This window comes from Rhizobium sp. YTU87027, from assembly GCF_050644135.1.
GTDB lineage: Bacteria > Pseudomonadota > Alphaproteobacteria > Rhizobiales > Rhizobiaceae > Rhizobium.
In genome coordinates this window covers 998,509-1,022,268 of the sequence record NZ_CP098441.1, presented here as the reverse complement: position 1 = coordinate 1,022,268, position 23,760 = coordinate 998,509, and the positions used below count along the sequence as shown (strand labels likewise).

Here is a 23,760-nt window from a genome sequence, read left to right as displayed (position 1 = left end):
TGAGGCTTTGCACGGGCCGGTCGGTATGACTATTTTCCTTCCGTGTTTCCTGCTGGTTTTGCAGCGGTCTTCGGCACGCCGTCCTGTAAATTCGCCTCGTCGGCAAGAATGGCTGCGGCCTCGCCCTGCAAAACGTCCTTTGCCTTCTTGCGGGCATTCTCAATGGCAATATCAGCACTCAGACTGCGTTCGTTTGCCTGCAGACCATCATCTTCACCGGTATCTTCGCCATCGCCTGATTGCGCTCGCGACTTGAGCTGATTTTCTCGAGCTGCCGCTTCTTTGCGACGCTCGGCTTCATTGAGCGAGACAACCCCTTTCTCGCGTTGCGCCTTCAGGTCAGCAATGTCCTTTAACAGGCGTTGGAAGTCAGGATCGCTCTCAACCCGCGCATCGTGGCGGCTTTGCAGTGTCGGGAGCAACGTCGTTACAGTGTCGGCGGGCGCATAGGTCGCGGGCTTAATCTGCGCCCACGGCAGGGCGTTGTCATAACTGGTCTCGCCGAAGCTTGTCGGATCCGAAAGTCCAGGCAAGCTGATATCAGGGGTCACGCCGCGCAGCTGCGTCGTACCGCCGTTGATCCGGAAAAACTGGGCAATCGTCACTTTCAGTTCACCGAATTCGGGCTTGCTGTTGCGAACCATCTCATCAAGATTGACGACCGTTTGAACAGTACCCTTGCCGAAACTGGGTTCGCCGACAATCACGCCTCGACCGTAATCCTGGATTGCCGCGGCAAAAATCTCTGAGGCCGACGCCGACCCGCGATTGATCAGGACGCCAACGGGACCAGTCCACACAGGCGCTGGAAAATCAGCGCTCCTTACGGTCACCTTGCCGTCGCTGCCACGTTGCTGAACGACCGGGCCATGGCCGATGAACAGGCCGGTCAAGTCAATCGCCTCATCCAATGAACCGCCGCCATTGTTGCGCAGGTCAATGAGAACGCTGTCGACATTTTCTTGTTTCAGTTCTCCGAGAAGCCTGGCGACATCGCGGCTTGCGCTTCTGTAGTCCTTGTCTCCTTTGTGCCGGGCTTCGAAATCCTCATAAAATGCCGGGAGAGTAATCACACCGACTTTACGTGTCGCATCGCCCACTTTCACGGGCAGCACTGCCTTGCTGGCAGCCTGTTTTTCCAGGCTGATTTTATCGCGCACGAGGCTGATAACACGATGGGCGCCATCTGCACCGGCATCGGCTGGCAGGATCTCCAAGCGCACGACGGAGCCTTTTTTTCCTCGTATCAATTGCACGACTTCATCAAGGCGCGTACCCACCACTTCTTTGATCGCCCCCTCCTTGCCCTGCCCGACGCCGGCAATGCGGTCTCCGACCGCGAGCTTTCCGGACAACTGCGCCGGCCCGCCAGGCACGAGCTCACGGATCGTCGTATAGTCGTCGCGTTCCTGCAGGACCGCTCCGATGCCAAAGAGCGAAAGCTTCATCGAGATATTGAAGTCGGCCGAAGCGGTCGCGCCGAAATAGTCCGTGTGCGGATCAATCGACGTTGTATAGGCATCCATGAACGACTGGAAAATGTCGTCACTTTTATACTTGTAAACGCGCTCGAGAGCGTTTGTATAGCGTTTGTCGAGCGTTTCGCGAATAGCCGCGTCGGTTTTGCCACTGAGTTTCAACCGCAACCAGTCGGCTTTGACGCGCTTGCGCCAAAGCTCATTGCTCTCGACTTCCGACTGCGGCCAGGGCTCCTTATCGCGCAGCAAGGAATACGTTTCCTGCGTACCGAAATCGAAGCCCTGCTTCAGCAAATTGCGCGCGTAGTTCATCCGGTCGACAACACGCTTTTCATACACGTTGAAAATCGCAAACGGGATCTTCAAGTCCTCCCGTTTGATGGCATCGTCGATCTCGCTGCGGTCAGACATGAACTTGTCGATGTCCGCTTGCAAAAAGAGCACGCGGTCCGGATCGAGTGATTTGATGAACCGGTCCATGACCCTCGCCGACAAGGCGTCGTCGAGTGGAACCGGCTTGTAGCTGAAACGCGTGAGAAATTGTGCGCTCAATTGAGCCGCTTGCGCCTGTTGCTTTAGCGGCGCCAAAACAGGCGGTGATGCGACTTCAGCATGGGCGGACTGTACGATTGCAAGAAATGCACCAAGGAGAACGTATGGTATGCGCATTCAGCGTTGATCCAATTCTTAATGCCGAGTGTCGATGTGCGATCTAGGTGAAGCAATTATGGCTTTTTGGCAACCGTGTCGATCACACGGGCCAATTCGTACGGCCAAAAAATCCGTTCAAACGATGGACAGGGAGCACCCAAAGAAGTTGCCATCCCGGCAGCCGAGCTTTCATCGACAAAGTTAGCTACTTCCTCGGCAGGTGACAAATGGCACGAAGCCCGGCCAGGTGATCCTTTAGCCCTCGGATGCCGGGTTCAAGAATAGTCCCGCCGCAGCAACGACTGCGGGCACGACGAAGGCTGCGGCAGGCGCCACAATGAAGGCGAGTGCCCCTAGCCCACAGCCGAGGGCGAAGGCGATGACTGCGACGATCATTCGTTTGATGCGCGCAGACGCTGCCTCGGTCTGTTGGCCCTTCACACCTGCAAGGAGATCAGCCAGATCAAGCATGATCTGCGTCGTCGTCCCGGTCATCAGTGTCGAGGGCGGCGCCTTTGGAAAGTGCGCCCTGTGGACGGCGTTCTGAATCGCCATCGCCGATACGAGCGTCATACCGACGAACAGCATCACGAGGCTCTCGCTGGCGGTAAACCGACCATGGTAGAGCGCATAGACGGCAACCCCAGCCAACAACAGGAATTTGACGAAGAGAAGAGGCCTGACCACCGGCAGGTTCCGCCTTTGCAGGCACAGGCCCGCCAGGCGGGAGAGGAAAACGACCACACAAAAGACCGGAAGCGCCAGGAGTTTCGGAAGCGCGCCTGCCGTGCCGAGCGCAACCGTCGCGCCGAAGGTTACGAAGTTGCCGGTCACATGCGCGGTAAACAGCCCTGACAAGGCGAGAAAGCCGAGGGTGTCGACGTAACCGCCGTTGAAACTCAATAAAAGCGGGAGAGATGGGAACTTCATATGTCTATCCGATCAATTTCAAGGTCTTGCCAATGGGAATGGCCTGCCGTGCATCGATCGGCGGCAGGCCATTGGTCGGGGGTTTACGCCTCTACGAAGGCGAGAAGGTCGCCATTCAAGACATCCGCATTGACCGTCAGCATGCCATGCGAAAAGCCGGGATAGGTCTTGAGCGTGCCGTTCTTCAGAAGCTTCGCAGATTTAAGAGCGGAGTCGGCGATCGGCACGATCTGGTCGTCCTCGCCGTGCAGGACGAATGTCGGGACGGAGATCGCCTTGAGGTCTTCGGTCTGGTCCGTTTCGGAAAAGGCCTTGATGCCGTCGTAATGCGCCTTGGCGCCACCCATCATGCCCTGCCGCCACCAATTCTGGATGACGCCTTCCTGCACCTTGGCGCCGTCGCGGTTGAAACCATAGAACGGACCGGCCGGAATATCACGGAAGAATTGGGCGCGGTTTGCGGCGAGAGCTGCGCGGAAGCCATCGAAGACCTCTATCGGCAGTCCGTCCGGATTGGCTTTAGTCTTCAGCATCAGCGGGGGAACCGCAGCGACCAGAACCGCCTTGGCGACGCGACCGGCCGGCTGGCCATGCTTGGCGACATAGCGGGCGACCTCGCCGCCACCAGTCGAGTGCCCGATATGGATGACGTTCTTGAGGTCGAGGGCCTCGACGACCGCGAAGGCGTCCGAGGCATAGTGATCCATGTCATGGCCGTGGGAGACCTGTGCGGAACGGCCATGGCCGCGGCGATCATGGGCAACAACGCGGTAGCCCTTGGAAAGGAAGAACAGCATCTGCGCGTCCCAGTCATCCGACGACAGTGGCCAGCCATGATGGAACATGATCGGCTGCGCGTCCTTCGAACCCCAGTCCTTGTAGAAGATTTCGGTGCCGTCTTTGGTGGTGATAAAGCCCATGGTCTTGTTTCCTTCGATTGGAGTGGAGGTGGATGCCGCAGTGGCGGCGGAGTTGAACGGGGCGGGAAATGCTATGGAAGCAGCAGTGGCGGCTCCAGCAAGCAGTGCGCCGCGGCGAGTAAGGGAAAAAGAATGATTGGTCATTTCTGCTCCTGCGATCTTTGCTGCTTGTCCGAAGCAGCGCTGTGTTCGTCTGATGGAGTGATATTGACTGGAAAGATTGCCACCAACAATTGCACGAATAGTTTCGATTTAATTGCGAATTTTGCAATAGCCGGTTCGGAACCAGAGGACCGCGGTGCGTGCGACATCCAAGGGGGTCGATTGACCTGCCATTTGCTTTGGCTAGACCACGACCGACCTCCTCACTTTCTTCATCGCCCAAGGCGCAGTTAACGCAGGCTGCGACCTGCCCCAGACATGCCACCGTCGTCAACCCGAGCGTTTCGCCATGTCGCAAAAAGGCAGCGGTGCGAACGCAAATTGATGCTTTCCGTATGTCGGATAATTCCCTAGTCCCTGAGAAAACCTCAACGAAGGGAACGCACGGCAATGGCGACACCATTTTATTGGAACGAGCTCAACACCCATGATTTCGCCGGGCTGTCGGCCGACACCACCATCGCCATTCTGCCGATCGCCTCGACCGAACAACACGGGCCTCATCTACCAATCGCGACCGACGTCGCGATCGCCAACGGCATGCTCGCAGAGCTTTATCGGCAGCGGCCTGATGACCTCGGTATTTTGGTGCTGCCAACTCAGGAGGTCGGCAAGGCAAACGAGCATATCTACGGACCGGGCACGCTTTCGCTGCCTGCCGAACTGCTGATCCCGGTCTGGACGGCAATCGGCGCCAAGGTTGCCGAAGCCGGGATCCGCAAGATGGTGATCGTCAATTCGCACGGCGGAAATGTCGACATCATGAGCATTGTTGCGCGCGAGTTGCGCGTACGCCACCAGATGGCGGTCGTCTCCACGCAATGGGGCCGTTTTGGACATCCTGATGGTATGATCGGCGACCATGAATCGCGATATGGCATCCACGGCGGAGAGGTCGAAACGTCCTTGATGCTGCACTTCAGGCCAGATCTCGTCCGCATGGACAAGGCAGAGAACTTCGCGTCCAGGGCCGAGTGGATGCGCGAGCAGTCGAAGTTCATCCAGCCGCTCCCGCCGCACTCGCTCGCCTGGATCGCGCACGACCTCAATCCCAATGGTGTCGTGGGCGACGCATCAATTGGTACCGCCGAGAAGGGAGAAGCGATCTGCCGCCATCAGGTGCAGGGCTTTGTCGAACTTCTCCGCGATCTGAAGCGCTATCCCCTCACAAACCTCTATTCCCGCTAGACCTCAGGCCGCCGACGGCCTGTCGGGAGCAATTTGTCCCTTGGACCGCAGCTCCTGAACGAGACCGGCAAGCTCGGCCAGCAGATATTCGACGAACAGGCTGGTCGCCGCGTCAAGTGGGGCGCGGGCGCGGGCAAAGAGTTTCATCGGCTGGTGCCGACCGTGCGGCTCGGCGATCGGCCGGAAGACAAGTTCGCCGGCGCGGCATTCGGTGATCACGTCAAGCGGATTGAGCAGGGTCAATCCCGCTCCGCATTTGACGAGTTTCTTCAGCATCTCCGACGCATTGCTCTCCAGAACCGGCTCGACGGAAACGTCAAGCCGCGCAAGCGCAAGGTTGATGACATCACGAAGGCTCGTACCCGACTGCGCGAGCACCAGCCTCTCCTGGACGATGTCGCCAAGGCTGATCGGACCCGGCCCGATCAAGCGATGCCCGGGCGGCAGCACGACGCCGATCGGAATGTCGAAGTTGCCGAGCGTGCGGATGCCGGGGGTCGCCGGAATATTGAAGCCGAGGCCGATATCGACATCGCCCGAAAGCACGGGATTGACCGTGGTCGTGCCGGCATCGTTCCTGATCTGGAAATAGACGCGTGGGTGCTCCGACTGGAATCGCGCGATGATCTCCGCAAGCGGCCCCGACGCCAGGCCGACCGTCGTGACCAGGCGGACCTTTCCGGCTTGCTGCATCTTCAAGCTTCTGATCCGCCCCTCCAGCCGATCGTAGTTCTTCAGAACCTCTCGAATATGTTCGATGCATAGTTCGCCCGCCGCCGTCAGCCGCAGCCCGCGCGGCAATCGTTCGAAGAGCGGCGCACCGATCTCCTCCTCAAGCGCCAGGATCTGCCGGTTGATGGCCGATGACGCGACGTTCAAGCGCGCGGCGGCCTTGCGGATGGAGCCCGTGCGGGCGATCTCGTCGATATAGAGAAGCTTCCTGGAATGCAGCATGAGACCCCTCGTTGCATCAATTTTAAGCGCCACGCACAAATTAGGCACAGGCCTGCCAAGAGATGCCAAAAAGGCATCGTTGCGCACGAATTTTGATGCTTTTCAAACAGCAACGCAATCGCTCAAATGAAGAAAATCGGACGCCGAAGAGTGCTCGAACGGCCTAAAAAAGGGGAACGCCGACCATGTCAAAAACATTGAATACCATGGCACTCATCGCAGCCTTGGGAGTTGGGTTCGCCGCTGCGGTCGCAGCTCCCGGATACGCGCTGGACAAAGTCAGCTACGGCACCAACTGGCTGGCACAGGCAGAACACGGCGGCTTCTATCAGGCCGTCGCCGACGGCACCTATGCCAAGCACGGCCTCGACGTGACGATCGTACAAGGCGGCCCGAACGCGGCAAACAGCGCCTTGCTGATCTCCGGCAAGATCGACTTCTACATGGGTGGCCCGCAGGGCGAACTGGCGGCCGTCGAGCAGGGCATTCCGCTTGTCGACGTCGCAGCCATCTTCCAGAAGGATCCGCAGGTTCTGATCGCTCACCCGGACGCCGGTATCGAAAAGTTCGAGGATCTTGCCAAGCTGAAGACCCTGTTCCTCGGCAAGGACGGTTACCTGACGTACTTCGAGTGGATGAAAGCGAACTACCAGGGTTTCAAGGACGAGCAATACAAGCCCTACAATTTCAACCCCGGTCCGTTCCTTGCCGACAAGGAATCCGCACAGCAGGGCTATCTCACTTCCGAACCCTACGAGATCCAGAAGCAAACCGGCTGGGAGCCGAAGGTGTTCCTGCTCGCTGACAACGGCTATTCCCCTTACTCGACGATGATCACCACGACCCAGTCCGTGATCGACACCAAATCGGATGTCGTGCAGCGCTTTGTCGATGCCTCCATCGAGGGCTGGTACCACTATCTCTACGGCGACAACACCAAGGCAAACGAGCTGATCAAGAAGGACAATCCGGAGATGACGGATGGTCAGATCGCTTATTCCATCGCCAAGATGAAGGAGTACGGCATCGTCGAATCCGGTGACGCCCTCGACAAGGGGATCGGTTGCATCACCGACGCGCACTACAAGACGTTCTTCGCCGAGATGGTCGGCATCAAGGTGCTCAAGGCCGACACGGATTACACCAAGGCATACACCACCAAATACGTCTGCAAGGGCGTCGGCATGGGTCTGAAGAAGTAAGCCGCCACATGGGTCTTGCCGCCAGAGGCGGCAAGACCGCTCCCCTCATGAAAAGAGACAGGCGATGCCTCTAGCCTCAGCCCGGATCCCGGCCAGCAAGGACGCGCGCAGGAGACCGCTTGTTTCCATGCAATCGGTCTCGAAGGTCTTCTCCAGCGGAACGATCGCCCTGTCGGGTATGTCGCTGACGGTGGAAAGCGGCGAATTCATCAGCCTTCTTGGACCGTCGGGGTGCGGAAAATCGACGGCGCTGCGCATCATTGCCGGCCTCGGCGATGTCTCCTCCGGGACCATCGATTGGCCAAGTTCGCGCATCAATGCGCGCGGCTTGCCGGAAGGCGACATCAGCTTCGTCTTCCAGGAGCCGACGCTGATGCCGTGGAAGAACGTCTTTGACAACGTTCACCTTCCGCTGAAGCTTCGCGGCATGTCGAAGGCCGCGGCACGCGAGGAGATCGTGAAGTCGCTGGCGACCGTCGGTCTGCAGGACTTCGCAGCAGCCTATCCGCGCGAACTCTCAGGCGGCATGAAGATGCGCGTATCCATCGCGCGCGCACTGGTCACAAAGCCGAAGCTGCTCCTGATGGACGAGCCGTTTGCAGCGCTCGACGAAATCACCCGCCAGAAACTCAATGACGATGTCCTGCGGCTCTGGAAAGAGACCGGCATCACGGTGATCTTCGTCACGCACTCGGTCTTCGAGTCCGCCTATCTCTCCAACCGCATCGTCGTCATGAAAGCCCGTCCGGGGCGTGTCCATGCCGACCTGCCGCTGGTTACCAGCCTCGAGCGAGACGCCTATTACCGAAGCTCCGAAGAGTATCGGCAGGCCTGCGAGACGGTCTCGCGCTCGCTGATCGGCGCCATCAACGCCGCTAAGGAGAACGCATGAGCACCGATGTTGCCGATGCGCCGATCGCGTCGCCACCCAATCCGATGAAGGCAAAGCGGCGCGACCTTGCGCTGCGGATTGCGGTGCCGTTTGCTACCCTTGCGATCCTCGTCATTGTCTGGGACCTCTACGTCAAGCTTTCCGGTGTCGCGCCGTACATCCTGCCTGGCCCCGGCGCCGTGGCGAGCGCCTTCGTCAGCGATTGGGGAACGCTCGCGCCCGCGCTCTGGGTGACGACCAAGATCACAATCATGTCGCTGCTCCTCGCTCTTGTCGGTGGCGTTGGCTTTGCCATCTTTCTCGTGCAATCGCGATGGATTGAGATCGCCTTCTATCCGCTGGCCGTGATCCTGCAGGTCACCCCCATTGTCGCGATCTCGCCGCTGATCCTGATCTACGCGCCGTCGACGCAGGTCGCACTGCTGATCTGCGCCTTTCTCGTCGCCTTCTTCCCGATCCTCTCCAACATGGTGCAGGGCCTGAAAAGTGTTGATCACAATCTGATCAACCTGTTCGAACTCTATGGTGCCTCACGCTGGCAGACGCTGCTCTATCTGAAGCTCCCGGCAGCGCAGCCCTATTTCATGACGGGCCTGCGCATCGGCGGGGGGCTTGCTCTGATTGCCGCCGTTGTTGCCGAGTTTGCTGCCGGTTCGGCGGGCGCCGGCTCCGGCCTCGCCTTCCGGCTCCTGGAAGCACAGTACCGCATGAACATCCCTCGCCTCTTCGCCGCGCTGTTGATGCTCTCGCTGCTCGGCGTGGCGATCTTTGCGATCACTTCCTTCATCTCCTGGCTCGGCCTGCATCGCTGGCATGAGAGCAGCCTCAAGCGGGAAAACTGATGACATACTCCTTCATGTCGCCTCCGAACGCCGGTCGCTTCGTGCTGAGCAATGCGACGCTGCCTGCGATTGCCGTCGAAGGCTTCAACGCGCCGACTACAGAGGGCCTCGTGCGGGCCGATATCGTTATCGAAAACGGTCTCGTCGCCGCAATCCTGCGGGCAGGCAGCGCCCCCCCGGAACTGGCGAAATCCGATCTTCGCGAGGGTATGGTCTGGCCTTGCTTCGCCGACGTGCACACGCATCTCGACAAGGGGCATATCTGGGGACGCAGCAGCAATCCGGACGGAACGTTCATGGGCGCGCTGCAGGCCGTCGGCGCCGACCGCGAGGCGCATTGGTCGGCCGACGACGTGCGTAAAAGAATGGAGTTCGCGCTTCGGTCCGCCTACGCGCACGGAACAAGCCTGATCCGCACACATCTGGACTCTGCTGCCCCTCAGCATCGGATTTCCTTCGAGGTCTTTGCCGAGATGCGGGAAGCCTGGAAGGACAAGATCGCACTCCAGGCCGTCGCCCTCTTCCCGATGGACGATATGGTGGACGAGGCCTATTTCGCCGATCTCGTCGCAGTCATCCGCGATGCGGCAGGACTGATCGGCGGTGTCACCAAGATGGGCCCGAACCTTGCTTGGCAGCTCGACACACTTTTTCAGGCGGCGGCAGAGAACGGTCTCGACGTCGATCTTCATGTCGACGAAACGGATGATCCCGGCGCGGAGACCTTGAAGGCGATTGCCGAGGCCGTTCTTCGCAACCGCTTTGCCGGCAAGGTGACGGCGGGCCACTGCTGCTCGCTGGCAAGACAGGACGACGGCATTGCCGAGCGCACCGTGGAGCTCGTTGCCAAAGCCGGCATCTCAATCATTTCGCTGCCGATGTGCAATGCTTACCTGCAGGATCGCCATCCGAACCGTACGCCGCGTTGGCGCGGCGTGACCCTGTTCAAGGAGCTGGCGGCAGCCGGCGTCGCAACGGCGGTCGCATCCGACAATACGCGCGATCCCTTCTACGCCTATGGCGATCTCGATGCGGTCGAGGTGTTTCGTGAAGCGGTGCGCATTCTTCATCTCGATCATCCGTTGGACACGGCCGCACGCGTCGTCACCACCTCACCCGCCGACATCGCCGGGCGCCCCGACATGGGTCGTATCGCCGCCGATCGGCCCGCCGATCTCGTGCTCTTCAGCGCGCGTCGGTGGAGCGAATTTCTGTCCCGCCCGCAGTCTGACCGCGTCGTGCTTCGCCGCGGCAAGGTCATCGACCGCAGCCTGCCTGACTACCGTGAACTCGATAGCGTCGTTGGAGCCTGACATGCCGGATTATTACAAGATCAAAAGAGAACTCGAAGGCATCGCCATCGAGGACAATCCGGCGCTCGTCCGTCAGAAAAGCCGCGACTTCTATTGGTACTCCCCGATCCTGAAAGCGCAACTCGATGGTGTCACCGCCGATCTGGTCGTGACGCCGAAGAACGAGGCAGAGGTCATCCAGACCCTCAAAGTGGCCTTCGCGCATGGCGTTCCCGTGACGCCACGAGGCGCCGGCACAGGCAATTACGGCCAGGCCATGCCACTCTCCGGCGGCATCGTTCTCAATCTCGCCGCAATGGACAAGATCAAGGAAATTCACCCCGGTCGCGTGATCTGCGAGCCCGGCATCGTCATCGCCCAGCTCGACAAGCAGACCAAGGCTCATTCGGGCCAGGAACTGCGCTTCCATCCGTCGACAGCGCAAACAGCGACGATCGGCGGCTTCATTGCTGGCGGTTCCGGCGGCGTGGGCTCGATCACCTGGGGCGGGCTTCGCGATATCGGCAACATCATCCGACTGCGCGTCGTCACCATGGAGGCGGAGCCGCGGGTGCTCGATCTCACCGGCTGGGATCTGCAGAAAGTGAGCCACGCCTATGGGACCAACGGCATCATCACCGAGATCGAGATGCCGCTCGCCCCGGCCTACGACTGGGTCGACGTGCTGGTCGGCTACGATGACTTCATGGCGGCTGTGCGCTACTCGGACGCGCTGGCAAAGTGCAACGGCATTCTGGTCAAGGAAATCGCACCGATCGCCGCGCCCATCCCGCACGAATACTTCACCCGGCACAAACCCTATATTCGCCAGGGGCAGTCTGTCGTCGTGCTGATGATCGCACCGCACTCGATGGATGCCTTCCGCGCCTTCACTGCGGCTCAGAAGGGCGAGATCATTTTCCGCTCCGACAAGGTCGAGAGCATGAAGGGCATTCCGCACGCCTACGAGCTTGCGTGGAACCATACGACGCTGCGGGCGCTCAAGGTCGATCCCACTTTCACCTACCTGCAGGTTCAGTACCCGGGCCCGGACCATGTGGCGAAGGTTGCCAAGATGGTGGAAATCTTCGGCGACGAGGTGCCCGGCCATCTCGAATTCATCAAGTTCGACGGCCAGATCCAGTGCTCCGGACTGCCATTGGTGCGCTACACGAGCGAGGAGCGTCTGGAGGAAATCATAAAGATCCACCAGGAGCACGGATGCCCGATCTTCAACCCGCATCGCTACACGCTGGAAGAAGGCGGCATGAAGCAGACGGACAAGGTGCAACTGGCCTTCAAGCACGAGACCGACCCGCAGGGGCTTCTTAATCCCGGCAAGATGATCGCCTGGGAGAATCCGAACTTCGACTTCTCGTCCGGCGAAAACTACCTTTTCCCCGGGCTTGCCGCCGTGATGGAGGCCACGTGAGAGTTCTGGTCCTTCACTCGCATCCGGTCGAATCAAGTTACGGCAATGCGCTTTACCGCCAGACGCTGGAAAGCTTGAAGGCGGCGGGACACGAGGTCGATGACTGCGATCTCTATGCGGAGAATTTCGACCCCGTGCTCTCCCGGCGCGATAGAATGGTTTACCACGACTACCCCCAGAATACGGAGCTGGTGAAGGACCACGTCGATCGGCTGAAGCTGGCGGAGGGACTGGTGATCGTCACACCGGTGTGGAACTTCGGCTTCCCCGCGATCCTGAAGGGCTATTTCGATCGCGTCTGGCTCCCCGGCGTTTCCTTCGAACTCGTCAACGGCAAGGTGGAATCTCGACTGCGCCATATCCGCAAGCTTGGTGCGGTGCTGACCTATGGTGCAACACCTTTCCGGGCTTTTGTTGCCGGCAATCCTCCAAAGAAGATCGTCAAGCGCGTGTTGCGTGCGCAGATCAATCCCGTGAGACCGGTGACCTTTCTGGCGCATTACGACATGAACAACTGCACCGCTCAGACGCGGGCCGCCTTTCTCGGTAAAGTGAAGGCGACCATGGAGCAGTTCTGAGACCGTAAGCTCCCCAAATCAAGCGACCTTGGCCGCCGTTACCTCGACTTCGACCAGAAACTCCGGCCGGGTAAACCCGCCGACGATGATAAGCGTCGAAACGGGTTTGGGATCGAGCGTATAGCGATCGCGCACTGCCATGTAGGCCGGGAAATCCTCCCTCTTTGTGACAAAGCCTGAGATGCGGATGACATCCGCGAAGGTCATGCCTGCCTCTTCGAGGATCGCATCGATCGCCTTGAAACAAAGTTCGGCCTGAGCTGCCGCATCGTTTGGGATCGTGTCATCAATGCCGATCCCGAGTTGACCGGATGTGACGAGAAGCGACGCGCCTTTGGGCACCAGGAGGCCATGATTGTAGTTCCCGAAGGGCTTGCGGACAGAGGGCGGATTAAATGCGTTCTTCATAAAACATCCGTGCGAAACAACAGGGTGTAATTCTGGAAGATGATGGCGATCAGTCTTCTTGGACGATGCCACAGCGAAGCAGGCATCACCAACGATTGTAGCGCGGGAATACGCGGGCTGGCCGGTGTCACCATACCTTCCCGCGTGATCGCATCATGATACCCGTCACGTTCGTTATAAGATCGGGCAAGACGTCCTGGCAACCTGAATTGCGCGCGAGCAAATCGCCGTCGTGCTCGTCACCGGCCCCGGCTCGCCTGGCCGTGAGATTTGCAACGACGGCCCTTCAGTTCTGAATTTGCCAAGCGCCCATGACGCTGGGTCCTTGATCTTCAATAGGAGCAGTCAGGCTCTTCGCGCCGCAGCAGAAGGCTGGGATCCTTCCGCATGTGCAGTGCAGCAACGATTGTCACTTGCAATGTTTATAAAAACGTCTATCACTAAACATATTGCTAAACATGAAGATTGAGGAGTTCATGTAGGCATTCTCTGAAATTGGTGAACTTTGCACGGTCGGCGGGGAGCCGGCCTTTGGTTCTGGGAGGAACGTATGCAAACGAAATCGAAAGCCCTTCTCGGGCTGGCCTCGGCATTCATCATGTCGTCAGCGCTGCCCAATCTCGCAAAAGCCGACCAACTGACACTTTGCTGGGCGGCTTGGGATCCAGCAAACGCGCTTGTCGAACTCTCGAAAGACTTCACGGCCAAGACCGGCACCGAAATGAAGTTCGAGTTCGTGCCGTGGACGAGCTATGCAGACCGCTTCCTCAACGAACTGAACTCCCACGGAAAGCTTTGCGACCTGATCATCGGTGACAGCCAGTGGATCGGCGGCTCGGCGGAAAACGGCCACTATGTCAAGCTCAACGACTTCTTCGACAAGGAAGGCATCAAGATGGATGACTTCGTGCCGGCGACGGTGGTGGGTTACTCCGAATGGCCGAAGAATACGCCGAACTATTGGGCGTTGCCTGCCATGGGCGATGTGGTCGGCTGGACCTATCGCAAGGACTGGTTCGAGCGGCCTGAACTGCAAAAGGAATTCAAGGAAAAATACGGCCGGGCTCTCGCCGCGCCGAAGACTTACGACGAGCTGAAACAGATCGCCGAGTTCTTCCAGAAGCGAGAAATCGACGGCAAGACCGTCTACGGCGCCTCGATCTATACGGAGCGCGGCTCCGAAGGCATCACGATGGGTGTAACGAACGTGCTGTACGATTGGGGCTTCCAGTACGACAACCCCGACAAGCCCTACGAGATGGAAGGCTTCGTCAATTCGCCTGATGCGGTCAAGGGATTGGAATTCTACAAGGCGCTCTATGATTGCTGCACGCCGCCCGGCAGCTCCAACGTCTACATGGTCGAGTCCGCGGATGCCTTCAAGTCCGGCCAGGTGGCGATGCAGATGAACTTCGCCTTCACCTGGCCCGGCCTCTACAAGGACGAGAAGGTTGGCGGCGACAAGATCGGCTTCTTCCCCAATCCGGCTGAAAAGAAGCACTTCGCTCAGCTTGGCGGACAGGGCATCTCGGTCGTCTCCTATTCCGACAAGAAGGACGCCGCGCTACAATACATCAAGTGGTTCGCCCAGCCCGAGGTGCAGGCCAAGTGGTGGCAACTTGGCGGCTATTCGTGCCTGAAGGCGGTCGTCAACGCTCCGGACTTTGCCTCCAGCCAGCCCTATGCACAGGCATTCCTGGATTCCATGGCGATCGTCAAGGACTTCTGGGCAGAGCCCAGCTACGCAACCCTGCTGCAGGACATGCAGAAGCGCGTTCATAACTACGTCGTCGCCGGCAACGGCACCGCTCAGGAGGCGCTTGACGGCCTCGTGAAGGACTGGACCGAAGTCTTCAGGGACGACGGCAAGATCTAGTGTCCGGCTGGACGCACAACCTTCTTGCCAGAATGGCGGCCCGGATCGCCAAGACTGCCGGGCCGCCACGTGTCTCACATACTGAAAGACCAGGTGACACCTTGAACATTTCCTCTTCTTCCATGGTCGAGAAGGCAGCAGACGCGACCGCAAGGGCAACACCGGTATCGCTCGCCCGCCGTGTCCGCGGCCTATCCGACCGAGCGATCGCCTGGGTGTTTATCGCCCCCACCATCATCCTGCTTCTCGCCATCAACATCTTCCCGCTCATCTGGGCAATCTATCTCTCGTTCACGAACTATCGTGCGAACCGCCCAAATGCACCGGTTGTGAATGTGGGATTGAGCAACTACGACCGCGTCCTGACCGACCCCGACATCTGGCAGGCGATGCAGACGACAGCGCATTTTGTTTTCTGGACGATCCTGCTGCAGACCGTCATCGGCTTTACGCTCGCTTACCTGATCGACCGCAAGTTTCGCGGCCACGCCTTCTGGACGACGCTGATCCTGATACCGATGATGCTGTCTCCTGCTGTCGTTGGCAATTTCTGGCGCTTTCTCTACGAGCCGCAGATCGGGCTTTTCGCCTATGCCGTTTCGCTTGTGACCGGCATTCCGACAGCTGATATCCAGATGCTCGGCAGCGTCTCGCTGGCACCATGGGCCATTATCATCGTCGATACCTGGATGTGGACGCCCTACGTGATGCTGATCTGCCTCGCCGGTCTGCGTTCGATTCCCGACTACATCTATGAAGCCGCCGAGGTGGATCGCGCCTCCGCGTGGCGGCAATTCTGGTCGATCACCGTGCCGATGGCCCTTCCCTTCATCATGCTCGCAGTGCTGTTTCGCGGCATCGAAAACTTCAAGATGTTCGACATGGTCACGCTTCTGACGGGTGGCGGTCCAGGCTCGACCACCGAGGTCGCCTCCATCACCTTGAAGCGGACCGCCTTCGAGAGCTGGGCAACCGGACGGGCGTCGGCTTTCGCCATCGTCCTCTTCGTTGCCGTGTTCGGTCTCGCGAACATTTACGTCAAAGCGCTCAACAAGGTGAAGCAACGATGAGCTCCGTCACCACAGCCCATTCGGTCGTCGAGCCGAGCCCCGCCAGCAAGCGCATCGCCGGCGCGATCGTGATCGCCTACGCCCTGATCACCATGATCCCGCTCGTGTGGATATTCCTGACCAGCATCAAGTCGCCGCCAGATTCCATCAGCTACCCACCGAAGATCGTCTTTACGCCAACGCTGGAAGGCTATTGCAATCTCTTAACGACAAGAACGCGCCAGACCCCGGAATACATCGCCTCACTGCCTGCCCCGACGGGCACCTGCGATGAGGTGACCCGCAAGCGAAACATGGTGATCGCCGGCCCCTCGAACTTCCTGCCGCGCTTTGCCAACTCGCTGGTAATTGCGTTCGGCTCGACATTTCTGGCCGTTTCATTGGGAACGTTGGCAGCCTACGGGTTCTCTCGCTTCAGGGTCCCTCTTGCCGACGACCTGCTGTTCTTCATCCTGTCGACACGCATGATGCCGCCAATCGCCGTCGCGATCCCGATCTATCTGATGTATCGCGAGCTTGGCCTTTCCGACACGGCGCTGGGCATGATCCTGCTTTACACCGCGGTAAACGTCTCGCTTGCCGTGTGGCTGCTCAAGGGCTTCATCGACGAGATCCCGCGCGAATATGAAGAGGCGGCGATGATCGACGGCTATACCAGGCTGCAGGCATTCTGGAAGGTTGTCCTGCCACAGGCAACGACAGGCATTGCCGCCACTGCGATCTTTTGCCTGATCTTTGCCTGGAATGAATATGCCTTCGCGGCATTGCTGACCTCGGGCGAAGCCCAGACGGCGCCGCCGTTCATTCCGACCATCATCGGCGAAGGCGGTCAGGACTGGCCGGCTGTCGCGGCAGGAACGACGATCTTCCTGATCCCGATCCTCGTCTTCACCATTCTCCTGCGCAAGCAGCTCTTGCGTGGCATTACCTTCGGAGCTGTCCGCAAATGACGCATCTCATCGAAACATCGCGATCATCGCGCCGCAAGCGCCCGTTCTTCCTGCGCCGCGGCCCGATGGAAAACATCGCAACGACGCTGATCGCCATCGGCTTCTTGATGCTTTTCCAGCCATTCCTGCTGATCCTCTACACCTACTCGCTGGCAACGCTGCTTGCCGGCACGGCGATGTTCATCATCGTCTCGAAGTTTCCGGAGTGAGCCATGGCAGACATCAGAATAGAAAATCTCCGCAAGCAATTCGGCGGCTTCGTCGCGGTTGAGGATTCGAGCTTCGCCATTCATGACGGCGAGTTCCTGGCACTGCTTGGCCCGTCGGGCTGTGGCAAGACGACGACGCTTCGCATGATCGCCGGGCTCGAGCTGCCGACCAGCGGCCAGATTTACCTCGACGGCGAAGACGTCACCTTCAACCGCGCCAGCGCCCGCGACATCGCTTTCGTCTTCCAGCTTTTTGCGCTCTATCCGCATATGAACGTACGCAAGAACATCGGCTTCCCGCTGCTCTCGCAAGGCATGTCGAAGCCTGAAATCCGAAAGCGTGTGGAGGAAACCGCGCGGCTGTTGCAGATCGACCATATCCTTGAGCGATCCGTTTCCGGACTTGCAGGCGGCGACCGCCAGCGTGTGGCGCTCGGGCGCGCCATCGTGCGCCGTCCAAAATGCTTCCTGATGGACGAACCGCTCGGGACGCTCGACGCCGAATTTCGCGAGGTCATGGTTCATGAACTTCGCGAGTTGCACAACCGCATCCGTGCAACGACGGTGTATGTGACACATGATCAGCACGAGGCGATGGCGATGGCCGACAAGATCGCGGTGATGAACCATGGTGTCATCGAGCAATTCGGCACGCCCCAGGAAATCTACAGCAAGCCTGCCACCATGTATGTCGCGGATTTCATCGGTTCACCACCCATGAACTTCATGCGCTTCACATCAGGCCTTCAAAGCGGCGCACGATCCGTCTTGCTGCATGGCGTTGATGTCAGCATTCCCGAGGTGCACCAGGATCTGGCTGAAACCGAGCTGGCGCTCGGTGTCAGGCCCGAGCATATCCGTTTCAGTGACAGCTCCCCTTTGCGTGGCGCCGTTTACGGCAGCGAATACCTCGGAACCAATCAAGTGGTGGCAGTCGAGACCTCGAGCGGTGTCATCAAGGCGCGCGTTCCGGCGAACCGCAACTTCCGCATCGGAGAGACCGTCGGTCTTGAGTTCAATCCGGCCGAGCTCGCGCTGTTCGATTGCCAGTCGGGCCGCGCCATTGCCTCGGCACTCTATTCGGAGGAGCGTCATGGCTGACATCGCTCTCAAAGGCCTCAGCAAGCGCTTCGGCGATACGCAGGCTCTTTCTGATCTCAACCTGTCCATCCGCGACGGCGAGTTCGTCGTGCTGCTTGGACCAACGGGTGCCGGCAAGACAACGACGCTGCGCCTCATTGCCGGCCTGGAGCGCCCCGACGGCGGTCGCATCGAAATAGGCGGGCGAAGCGTCGCCGGCGAAGCACCGGCTGAACGGGATGTCGCCTTCGTCTTCCAGCAATATTCGCTCTATCCGCACATGACCGTCTACGACAACCTCGCCTTTCCGTTGCGAGCGCCGGTGCGCAAGCTCAGTAACGAAGAGATCGACCGCCGCGTCCGCGACATTGCACGCATGGTCAGGATCGACCACAAGCTGGAGAACCGTTCGACACGACTGTCTGGCGGTGAAATGCAGCGCGTTGCGATCGGCAGGGCGCTGGTACGCCGGCCCGCCATCTATCTGATGGACGAACCGCTGTCGTCGCTCGATGCGAAGCTGCGGGCGGAACTGCGCCTGGAACTGAAACGCATCCAGAAGGAACTCGGCTCGACGCTGCTCTACGTAACCCACGACCAGGTCGAAGCGATGACGATGGCCGATCGGATCGGTATTGTCGCCGAAGGACGGCTGTTGCAGGTCGGAACGCCGCGCGAGATCTACGCCAATCCGGCCAGTCTCCATGTCGCAGCACGCCTTGGCCAGCCGCACATCAACCTGTTGCCCCCCGATCTTCTTCCTGGTGCCAATCCGCCGCCGGGAACGAAGACGATCGGTGCGCGAACCGAGCATCTCGATATTATCGTCGATCAGAACGCCGACGCGAAAATCGACTGGATCGAACATCTGGGGGACCAGAATCACCTTCACATCAAGGTGCGCGACCACAAGCTCGTCACACTTGCCGATCCATATCTCGCAATCCGGTCGGGTGATCGAATAAGCTTGCGGTTACACGATCCGCTCTACTTCGACGCCAGAGGCCAGCGCCTTTTATAGACAACCGAACGAAACAAAATCACTGGCATAAAGATGGGTCTTTCTCCATGAAACATTTCTACAATCGCCGGGAAACCATTGTCACCGAGGCGCTGGACGGCCTGCTCCTTGCGAGCAGCGCCGGTCATCTTGCCCGCCTCGACACCTTTCCTGACATCAAGGTGATCCTGCGGGCGGATTGGGACAGGTCGAAGGTCGCGATTATCTCCGGCGGCGGGGCCGGGCACGAGCCCTCGCATGCAGGCTTCGTTGGCAAGGGTATGCTGACGGCAGCCGTATCCGGCGAGATCTTTGCCTCGCCCAGCGTCGATGCGGTGCTGACGGCAATCCGCGCCGTAACCGGCCCGCAAGGCGCACTGCTCGTCGTCAAGAACTATACCGGCGACCGCCTGAACTTTGGTCTCGCCGCTGAAAAGGCACGCGCCGAAGGCTTCAATGTCGAGATGGTGATCGTTGCCGACGATATCGCCATCCCCGGCATCAACCAGCCCCGCGGCGTTGCCGGGACACTCTTCGTCCATAAGATCGCCGGCTATCACGCCGAAGCCGGCGCCGACCTTAAAACCGTCGCTGCCCAGGCGAGTGCCGCAGCAGGCGACATCGTCTCACTCGGCATGTCGCTTTCAACATGCAGCGTGCCCGGTCAGGCGCACGAGGATCGGCTTGGTGACGAGGAAGGGGAACTCGGACTTGGCATCCATGGTGAGCCAGGTGCCGAGCGCATCCCCCTGCAACCCGTTGTCGACCTTGTCGCGACGATGACTGAGCGGCTTGCCGCGAAGGTGGGTGACACAGGAGATCATGCGCTGTTGATCAACAACCTCGGCGCCGTGCCGCCGCTTGAAATGGGCGTCATCGCCAATGCGGTGCTGTCATCCGCGATCGCCGGCCGTATTCGCTTGATCATTGGACCGGCACCGATGATGACTGCCCTCAACATGAACGGCTTTTCCCTGTCGCTCATGCGGCTGGAGCCTGGGCGCGAAGCCGCGCTGAAGGCTGCCGTAGAACCACATGCCTGGCCGCCCGCTACCGAACGACACGAAATTTCCATCGTGTCCGAGCCGCAGAGACCATCCGTTCAGAGCAAGACCTCGTCGGCCAGCGATGATACGCAGAACCGGCGTCTTCTAACGGCAATTTGCGAGCACCTGATCTCTCTCGAGCGTGAGCTCAATCGCCTGGACAGCCGCGTCGGTGATGGCGACACGGGCTCCACCGTTGCGACCGGCGCACGCAGCGTCCTTGCCCGTATCGACACCTTGCCGCTGCGAGAGCCTGCTGCCTTGATGGCCTTTGTCGGCGAGATCTTAAGCACCAGCATGGGCGGGTCGAGCGGCGTGCTCCTCTCGATCTTCTTTACGGCCGCATCCAAGGCGATGGCCGAAAAGAAGGATGCCGCGGCTGCCCTGCTTGCCGGACTTGACCGGATGACGTTTTATGGCGGAGCTGGCGTGGGCGACCGGACCATGGTTGACGCGCTGGCTCCGGCACTTGGAGCTCTGGCATCGAAAGATCTCGCAGCCGCGGCAAGAGCCGCGGCGGCAGGTGCGGAGTCGACGAAGGCAATGCGAAAGGCAAAGGCAGGACGCGCCTCCTATGTCGGTGAAAGGGATCTGGAAGGCGTGCCGGATCCAGGTGCCGTTGCCGTGGCAGGCGTATTCGAAGTGGTTGCAGCGCTGACATGAGCGGATGTCGGGAGGGTTTCTCGTGCAGGCAGAGCCGGTTCTTCTCATGGGATTGATCGAAGCGTGCCGCGCAACGATTGCGGCAAACAGCGACCATCTGTGCGCGCTTGATCGCGCGATCGGTGACGGCGATCACGGAACGAACATGCGGCGTGGCTGCGACGCGGTCAGCGCCGACGAAGCCTCGGTTTCAGCCTTGCCCTTGCCTGATGCGCTCGAGAAAATTGGTCTGATGCTCGTCATGAATATCGGCGGAGCGGCGGGCCCTCTCTACGGTACCTTGCTGATGGCGTTGGGCCGCGAGCTTCGTACGCTGGATGACGACCGGGACTTTCCAACGGTTTTAAAGCAGGCAATCGACGCCGTGGCCCGTCGTGGCCGCTCACATGCCGGCGACAAGACCCTTCTCGATGTTCTCTATCCGGTTCAGGACGCACTTGCGCATTGTTCGCCTTTAACTGATATCGCGCGTCAGGCCGAACATTGCGCCGAACTGACGGCTGCCATGAAGGCCATGCGTGGCCGCGCCTCCTATCTCGGTGACCGGTCGATCGGCCATGTCGATCCCGGCGCCTCGAGTTGCGCGCTGCTGACCACCGCGATCTGCCGCTATCTGGAGGAGCATCGTCCGGCATGAATGGGAAAACGCCAAACGTTGGAATTGTCATTGTTTCCCACTCGCCGCTGGTGGCACGTGGCACTGCCGATATGGTGCGCCAGATGGTCGGCGACAGCGTGCCACTTGCCTGGTCCGGCGGCAACAGTCACGGCGAGCTGGGCACGGATACGAGCGGCATTCTCAAGGCGATCGAGGAGGCCTGGTCGGACGCGGGCGTCGCCGTCTTCGTCGATCTGGGTGGAGCCGAAACCAATAGCGAGATGGCGATCGAGATGCTTGGTCTGCCGCGGTCTAACAAGGTTTCGATCTGCAACGCACCCGTCGTGGAAGGCGCTGTCATCGCCGCGGCTGAAGCCTCTGGCGGCGCATCGTTGACCAAGGTGATTGCAACGGCAGAGGAGCTGTCACCCTGATGAGCGGCGGATTGCGCATAGGAGACCGGGAGGCAAAACAGGTGCATGCAAGTTGCCAGACGGAGGTCGAGGTCAAGCACAGCGTCGGACTGCACGCCCGACCCTCGGTGACGTTCACGCGCCTGGCAAAGTCGTTCCCCTGCTCTATCGAAGTGGCGGTCAATGGCAGCGACGTCTGGCTGAACGGCAAGAGCATCATCAAGATCATGGGTGCCAGGATCCGCAAGGGTTCGGTGCTCAGGATTCGTGCCGACGGGATCCTCGCCGAAGAAGCGATCCGGGCGATGAAGGACCTCGTCGAGCGCAACTTCGATGAGGAAAAGAAGCATGGCCGCACCGCTTAGATTGAAAGCCACGAGCGCATCGCCAGGCGTTGCAACCGGACCGGCCTTTGTCGCGGAGCCGCTTGCCGCTACCGCGTCACCGCCATCGACTGTTTCGGGCCGTGCCGAACTCGCCAACGCGATCGAGACAGCCATTTTCGAGCTACAGGACCTCGCGACCGGGACGGACCCGGAGAGCGGCGATATCATCGAGTTCCAGATTGAGGTGCTGCGAGATCCGACGTTAACGGAGACGGTCGGCGCGCGTATCAATGCGGGCGAAAACGTCGCATTCGCCTGGGTCGGGACACTCGACGGATATGTCCGCGAACTGGAATGTTCGGAGGAAGACCAACTGCGGGCGCGCGCCGTCGACATTCTCGACATCAAGAATCGCGTCCTGTCCGTCCTTACCGGAACGCCGGTCGACGACTTTCCAGCCGGATCGATCTATGTCGGAAAGGACATGGAACCCAGCCGCTTTCTCGCACATGACTGGTCAGCAGGTGGCGGTATCGCTCTTTATGGCGGCAGCGCTGTCGGCCATGTCGCCCTGCTTGCCAAATCCCGGTCCGTCCCGATGGTTATTGGCGCCGGTCGTTTTTCGACAGAGTGCGGACAACTCATAGCGGTTGATGGCGATTCAGGCGTGGTCATCCTTCAGACAGCAAAGGAGAAGGCGACGCCTGCTCGCGACCATTCCCTGACAAGCGCGGCGTTGACAGCCGACAACGGAGATCTGCGCACAGCCGACGGTTCGCACATACTGTTGTCCATCAACGTCAACGCTCCAGACGAAGTCGATGCGATCGCGGCTGCGACCACCGCAGGTATCGGGTTGATGCGCTCGGAATTTGCGGTGACGTCGCTCGGTGATGCCGCAAACGAAGAAAAGCAAGTCGCGATCTACCGCCGCCTCCTGGATTGGGCAGATAACCGGTCAGTCACAATTCGCATGTTGGATATAGGCGGCGACAAACCACTCTCCGGCCTTACAGAAATATCCTCGCTGCGTGGCATTCGCCTTCTGCTTGCCCGGACAGAGATTGCGCGTGTGCAGGCCCGTGCGCTGTTGCGCGCAGCCGTCTTTGGCAATCTACGCGTCATGCTGCCGATGGTGACGTTCCCTTCCGAAGTCGATGACATCATTCAGATCTATCGCGAAGAAGCAGATGAGCTTGCCCGCCGAGGCGTGCCACATCGCATACCCCCGATCGGAATGATGGTAGAGATCCCGGCCGCGGCACTCATGCTGGATGAGTTCGAAAGCGCCGACTTCTTTTCGTTCGGGACAAACGACCTCGCGCAATATCTGGTCGCTTCGCCACGCGAGAACGCCGACTTCGCTCTTTACCAGACGCTCGCAGTACCAGCCGTGCTGCGGCTGCTGAGGCAGGCTGTGAAGCTTGCCGGTGGCAAGCCACTCAGCATCTGCGGCGACATGGCCGGGGACCCATCCTGGACTGCGGACCTGCTTGCCGCAGGCATAAGGCATTTTTCCGTAGCGCCATCTCGACTTCCCGCGATAAGATCGGCAGTCCTCGGTCTGAACGCCGACGGAACAAAGGCAGCCGGAGAATAA

At 59.7% G+C, this 23,760-nt stretch carries 23 protein-coding genes; 18 read left to right on the top strand and 5 right to left on the bottom strand.

What is annotated here, in order from left to right:
- Positions 1-29 precede the first annotated feature (29 nt).
- The 3 genes from NBG89_RS23685 to NBG89_RS23675 all read right to left on the bottom strand — a co-directional run bounded on the left by NBG89_RS23685 (position 30) and on the right by NBG89_RS23675 (position 4,123).
- A complete protein-coding gene (locus NBG89_RS23685; RefSeq protein WP_431324509.1) occupies positions 30-2,147 on the bottom strand; it encodes a carboxy terminal-processing peptidase in 2,118 nt (705 codons plus the stop codon).
- Between the two features lie 237 nt (positions 2,148-2,384).
- The gene (locus tag NBG89_RS23680; protein ID WP_431324508.1) at positions 2,385-3,059 is read right to left on the bottom strand and encodes a YoaK family protein; all 675 of its coding nucleotides are present in this window, start codon (positions 3,057-3,059) and stop codon (positions 2,385-2,387) included.
- A gap of 83 nt (positions 3,060-3,142) precedes the next feature.
- Positions 3,143-4,123: an alpha/beta fold hydrolase gene (locus tag NBG89_RS23675; protein ID WP_431324507.1), complete on the bottom strand. Its 981-nt coding sequence runs from the start codon at positions 4,121-4,123 to the stop codon at positions 3,143-3,145.
- A 408-nt stretch (positions 4,124-4,531) separates the two neighbouring features.
- Between NBG89_RS23675 and NBG89_RS23670 the strand changes: the two genes are divergently transcribed.
- A complete protein-coding gene (locus tag NBG89_RS23670; protein ID WP_431324506.1) occupies positions 4,532-5,329 on the top strand; it encodes a creatininase family protein in 798 nt (265 codons plus the stop codon).
- 3 nt (positions 5,330-5,332) lie between these two features.
- Here NBG89_RS23670 and NBG89_RS23665 read toward each other — a convergent pair whose 3' ends face one another.
- The gene (locus tag NBG89_RS23665; protein ID WP_431324505.1) at positions 5,333-6,283 is read right to left on the bottom strand and encodes a LysR family transcriptional regulator; all 951 of its coding nucleotides are present in this window, start codon (positions 6,281-6,283) and stop codon (positions 5,333-5,335) included.
- 185 nt (positions 6,284-6,468) lie between these two features.
- Between NBG89_RS23665 and NBG89_RS23660 the strand changes: the two genes are divergently transcribed.
- The 6 genes from NBG89_RS23660 (at position 6,469) to NBG89_RS23635 (ending at position 12,521) form a co-directional block, all read left to right on the top strand.
- Positions 6,469-7,485 carry an ABC transporter substrate-binding protein gene (locus NBG89_RS23660; RefSeq protein WP_431324504.1) on the top strand — a complete coding sequence of 339 codons (1,017 nt, stop codon included), beginning with the start codon at positions 6,469-6,471 and terminating at the stop codon, positions 7,483-7,485.
- Positions 7,486-7,549: 64 nt separating this feature from the next.
- On the top strand, positions 7,550-8,377 hold the full coding sequence (locus tag NBG89_RS23655) for an ABC transporter ATP-binding protein (RefSeq protein ID WP_431324503.1): 828 nt from the start codon (positions 7,550-7,552) through the stop codon (positions 8,375-8,377).
- Positions 8,374-9,219 carry an ABC transporter permease gene (locus NBG89_RS23650; RefSeq protein WP_431324502.1) on the top strand — a complete coding sequence of 282 codons (846 nt, stop codon included), beginning with the start codon at positions 8,374-8,376 and terminating at the stop codon, positions 9,217-9,219. Before NBG89_RS23655 ends, NBG89_RS23650 begins: the two co-directional genes overlap by 4 nt.
- Entirely contained in the window at positions 9,219-10,532 is a 1,314-nt protein-coding gene (locus NBG89_RS23645) for a cytosine deaminase (protein WP_431324501.1), read from the top strand. Before NBG89_RS23650 ends, NBG89_RS23645 begins: the two co-directional genes overlap by 1 nt.
- A 1-nt stretch (position 10,533) precedes the next feature.
- On the top strand, positions 10,534-11,943 hold the full coding sequence (locus NBG89_RS23640; RefSeq protein WP_431324500.1) for an FAD-binding oxidoreductase: 1,410 nt from the start codon (positions 10,534-10,536) through the stop codon (positions 11,941-11,943).
- On the top strand, positions 11,940-12,521 hold the full coding sequence (locus NBG89_RS23635) for an NAD(P)H-dependent oxidoreductase (protein ID WP_431324499.1): 582 nt from the start codon (positions 11,940-11,942) through the stop codon (positions 12,519-12,521). Before NBG89_RS23640 ends, NBG89_RS23635 begins: the two co-directional genes overlap by 4 nt.
- 18 nt (positions 12,522-12,539) lie before the next feature.
- Here the strand turns inward: NBG89_RS23635 and NBG89_RS23630 are convergent, their stop codons facing one another.
- Entirely contained in the window at positions 12,540-12,929 is a 390-nt protein-coding gene (locus NBG89_RS23630; protein ID WP_431324498.1) for a RidA family protein, read from the bottom strand.
- Between the two features lie 550 nt (positions 12,930-13,479).
- On the opposite strand from NBG89_RS23630, the gene NBG89_RS23625 reads away from it, so the two are divergent.
- From NBG89_RS23625 to NBG89_RS23575, 11 genes are all read left to right on the top strand, one after another.
- Positions 13,480-14,805, top strand: coding sequence for an ABC transporter substrate-binding protein (locus NBG89_RS23625; RefSeq protein WP_431324497.1), 1,326 nt, complete (start codon positions 13,480-13,482; stop codon positions 14,803-14,805).
- Positions 14,806-14,906: 101 nt separating this feature from the next.
- Positions 14,907-15,875: a carbohydrate ABC transporter permease gene (locus NBG89_RS23620; RefSeq protein WP_431324496.1), complete on the top strand. Its 969-nt coding sequence runs from the start codon at positions 14,907-14,909 to the stop codon at positions 15,873-15,875.
- Positions 15,872-16,825 carry a carbohydrate ABC transporter permease gene (locus NBG89_RS23615; protein ID WP_431324495.1) on the top strand — a complete coding sequence of 318 codons (954 nt, stop codon included), beginning with the start codon at positions 15,872-15,874 and terminating at the stop codon, positions 16,823-16,825. Before NBG89_RS23620 ends, NBG89_RS23615 begins: the two co-directional genes overlap by 4 nt.
- Entirely contained in the window at positions 16,822-17,034 is a 213-nt protein-coding gene (locus NBG89_RS23610) for a hypothetical protein (RefSeq protein ID WP_431324494.1), read from the top strand. The genes NBG89_RS23615 and NBG89_RS23610 overlap by 4 nt, the downstream gene beginning before the upstream one ends.
- A gap of 3 nt (positions 17,035-17,037) precedes the next feature.
- Positions 17,038-18,135 carry an ABC transporter ATP-binding protein gene (locus tag NBG89_RS23605; protein ID WP_431324493.1) on the top strand — a complete coding sequence of 366 codons (1,098 nt, stop codon included), beginning with the start codon at positions 17,038-17,040 and terminating at the stop codon, positions 18,133-18,135.
- Positions 18,128-19,135 carry an ABC transporter ATP-binding protein gene (locus NBG89_RS23600; RefSeq protein WP_431324492.1) on the top strand — a complete coding sequence of 336 codons (1,008 nt, stop codon included), beginning with the start codon at positions 18,128-18,130 and terminating at the stop codon, positions 19,133-19,135. Before NBG89_RS23605 ends, NBG89_RS23600 begins: the two co-directional genes overlap by 8 nt.
- 47 nt (positions 19,136-19,182) lie before the next feature.
- Entirely contained in the window at positions 19,183-20,823 is a 1,641-nt protein-coding gene (locus NBG89_RS23595) for a dihydroxyacetone kinase subunit DhaK (RefSeq protein WP_431324491.1), read from the top strand.
- A gap of 4 nt (positions 20,824-20,827) precedes the next feature.
- Positions 20,828-21,460, top strand: a complete 633-nt coding sequence (dhaL, locus tag NBG89_RS23590) for a dihydroxyacetone kinase subunit DhaL (protein ID WP_431324490.1) — start codon at positions 20,828-20,830, stop codon at positions 21,458-21,460.
- The gene (gene dhaM, locus NBG89_RS23585; protein ID WP_431324489.1) at positions 21,457-21,855 is read left to right on the top strand and encodes a dihydroxyacetone kinase phosphoryl donor subunit DhaM; all 399 of its coding nucleotides are present in this window, start codon (positions 21,457-21,459) and stop codon (positions 21,853-21,855) included. The genes dhaL and dhaM overlap by 4 nt, the downstream gene beginning before the upstream one ends.
- On the top strand, positions 21,855-22,199 hold the full coding sequence (locus tag NBG89_RS23580; RefSeq protein WP_431324488.1) for an HPr family phosphocarrier protein: 345 nt from the start codon (positions 21,855-21,857) through the stop codon (positions 22,197-22,199). The genes dhaM and NBG89_RS23580 overlap by 1 nt, the downstream gene beginning before the upstream one ends.
- Entirely contained in the window at positions 22,183-23,760 is a 1,578-nt protein-coding gene (locus tag NBG89_RS23575) for a putative PEP-binding protein (RefSeq protein ID WP_431324487.1), read from the top strand. Before NBG89_RS23580 ends, NBG89_RS23575 begins: the two co-directional genes overlap by 17 nt.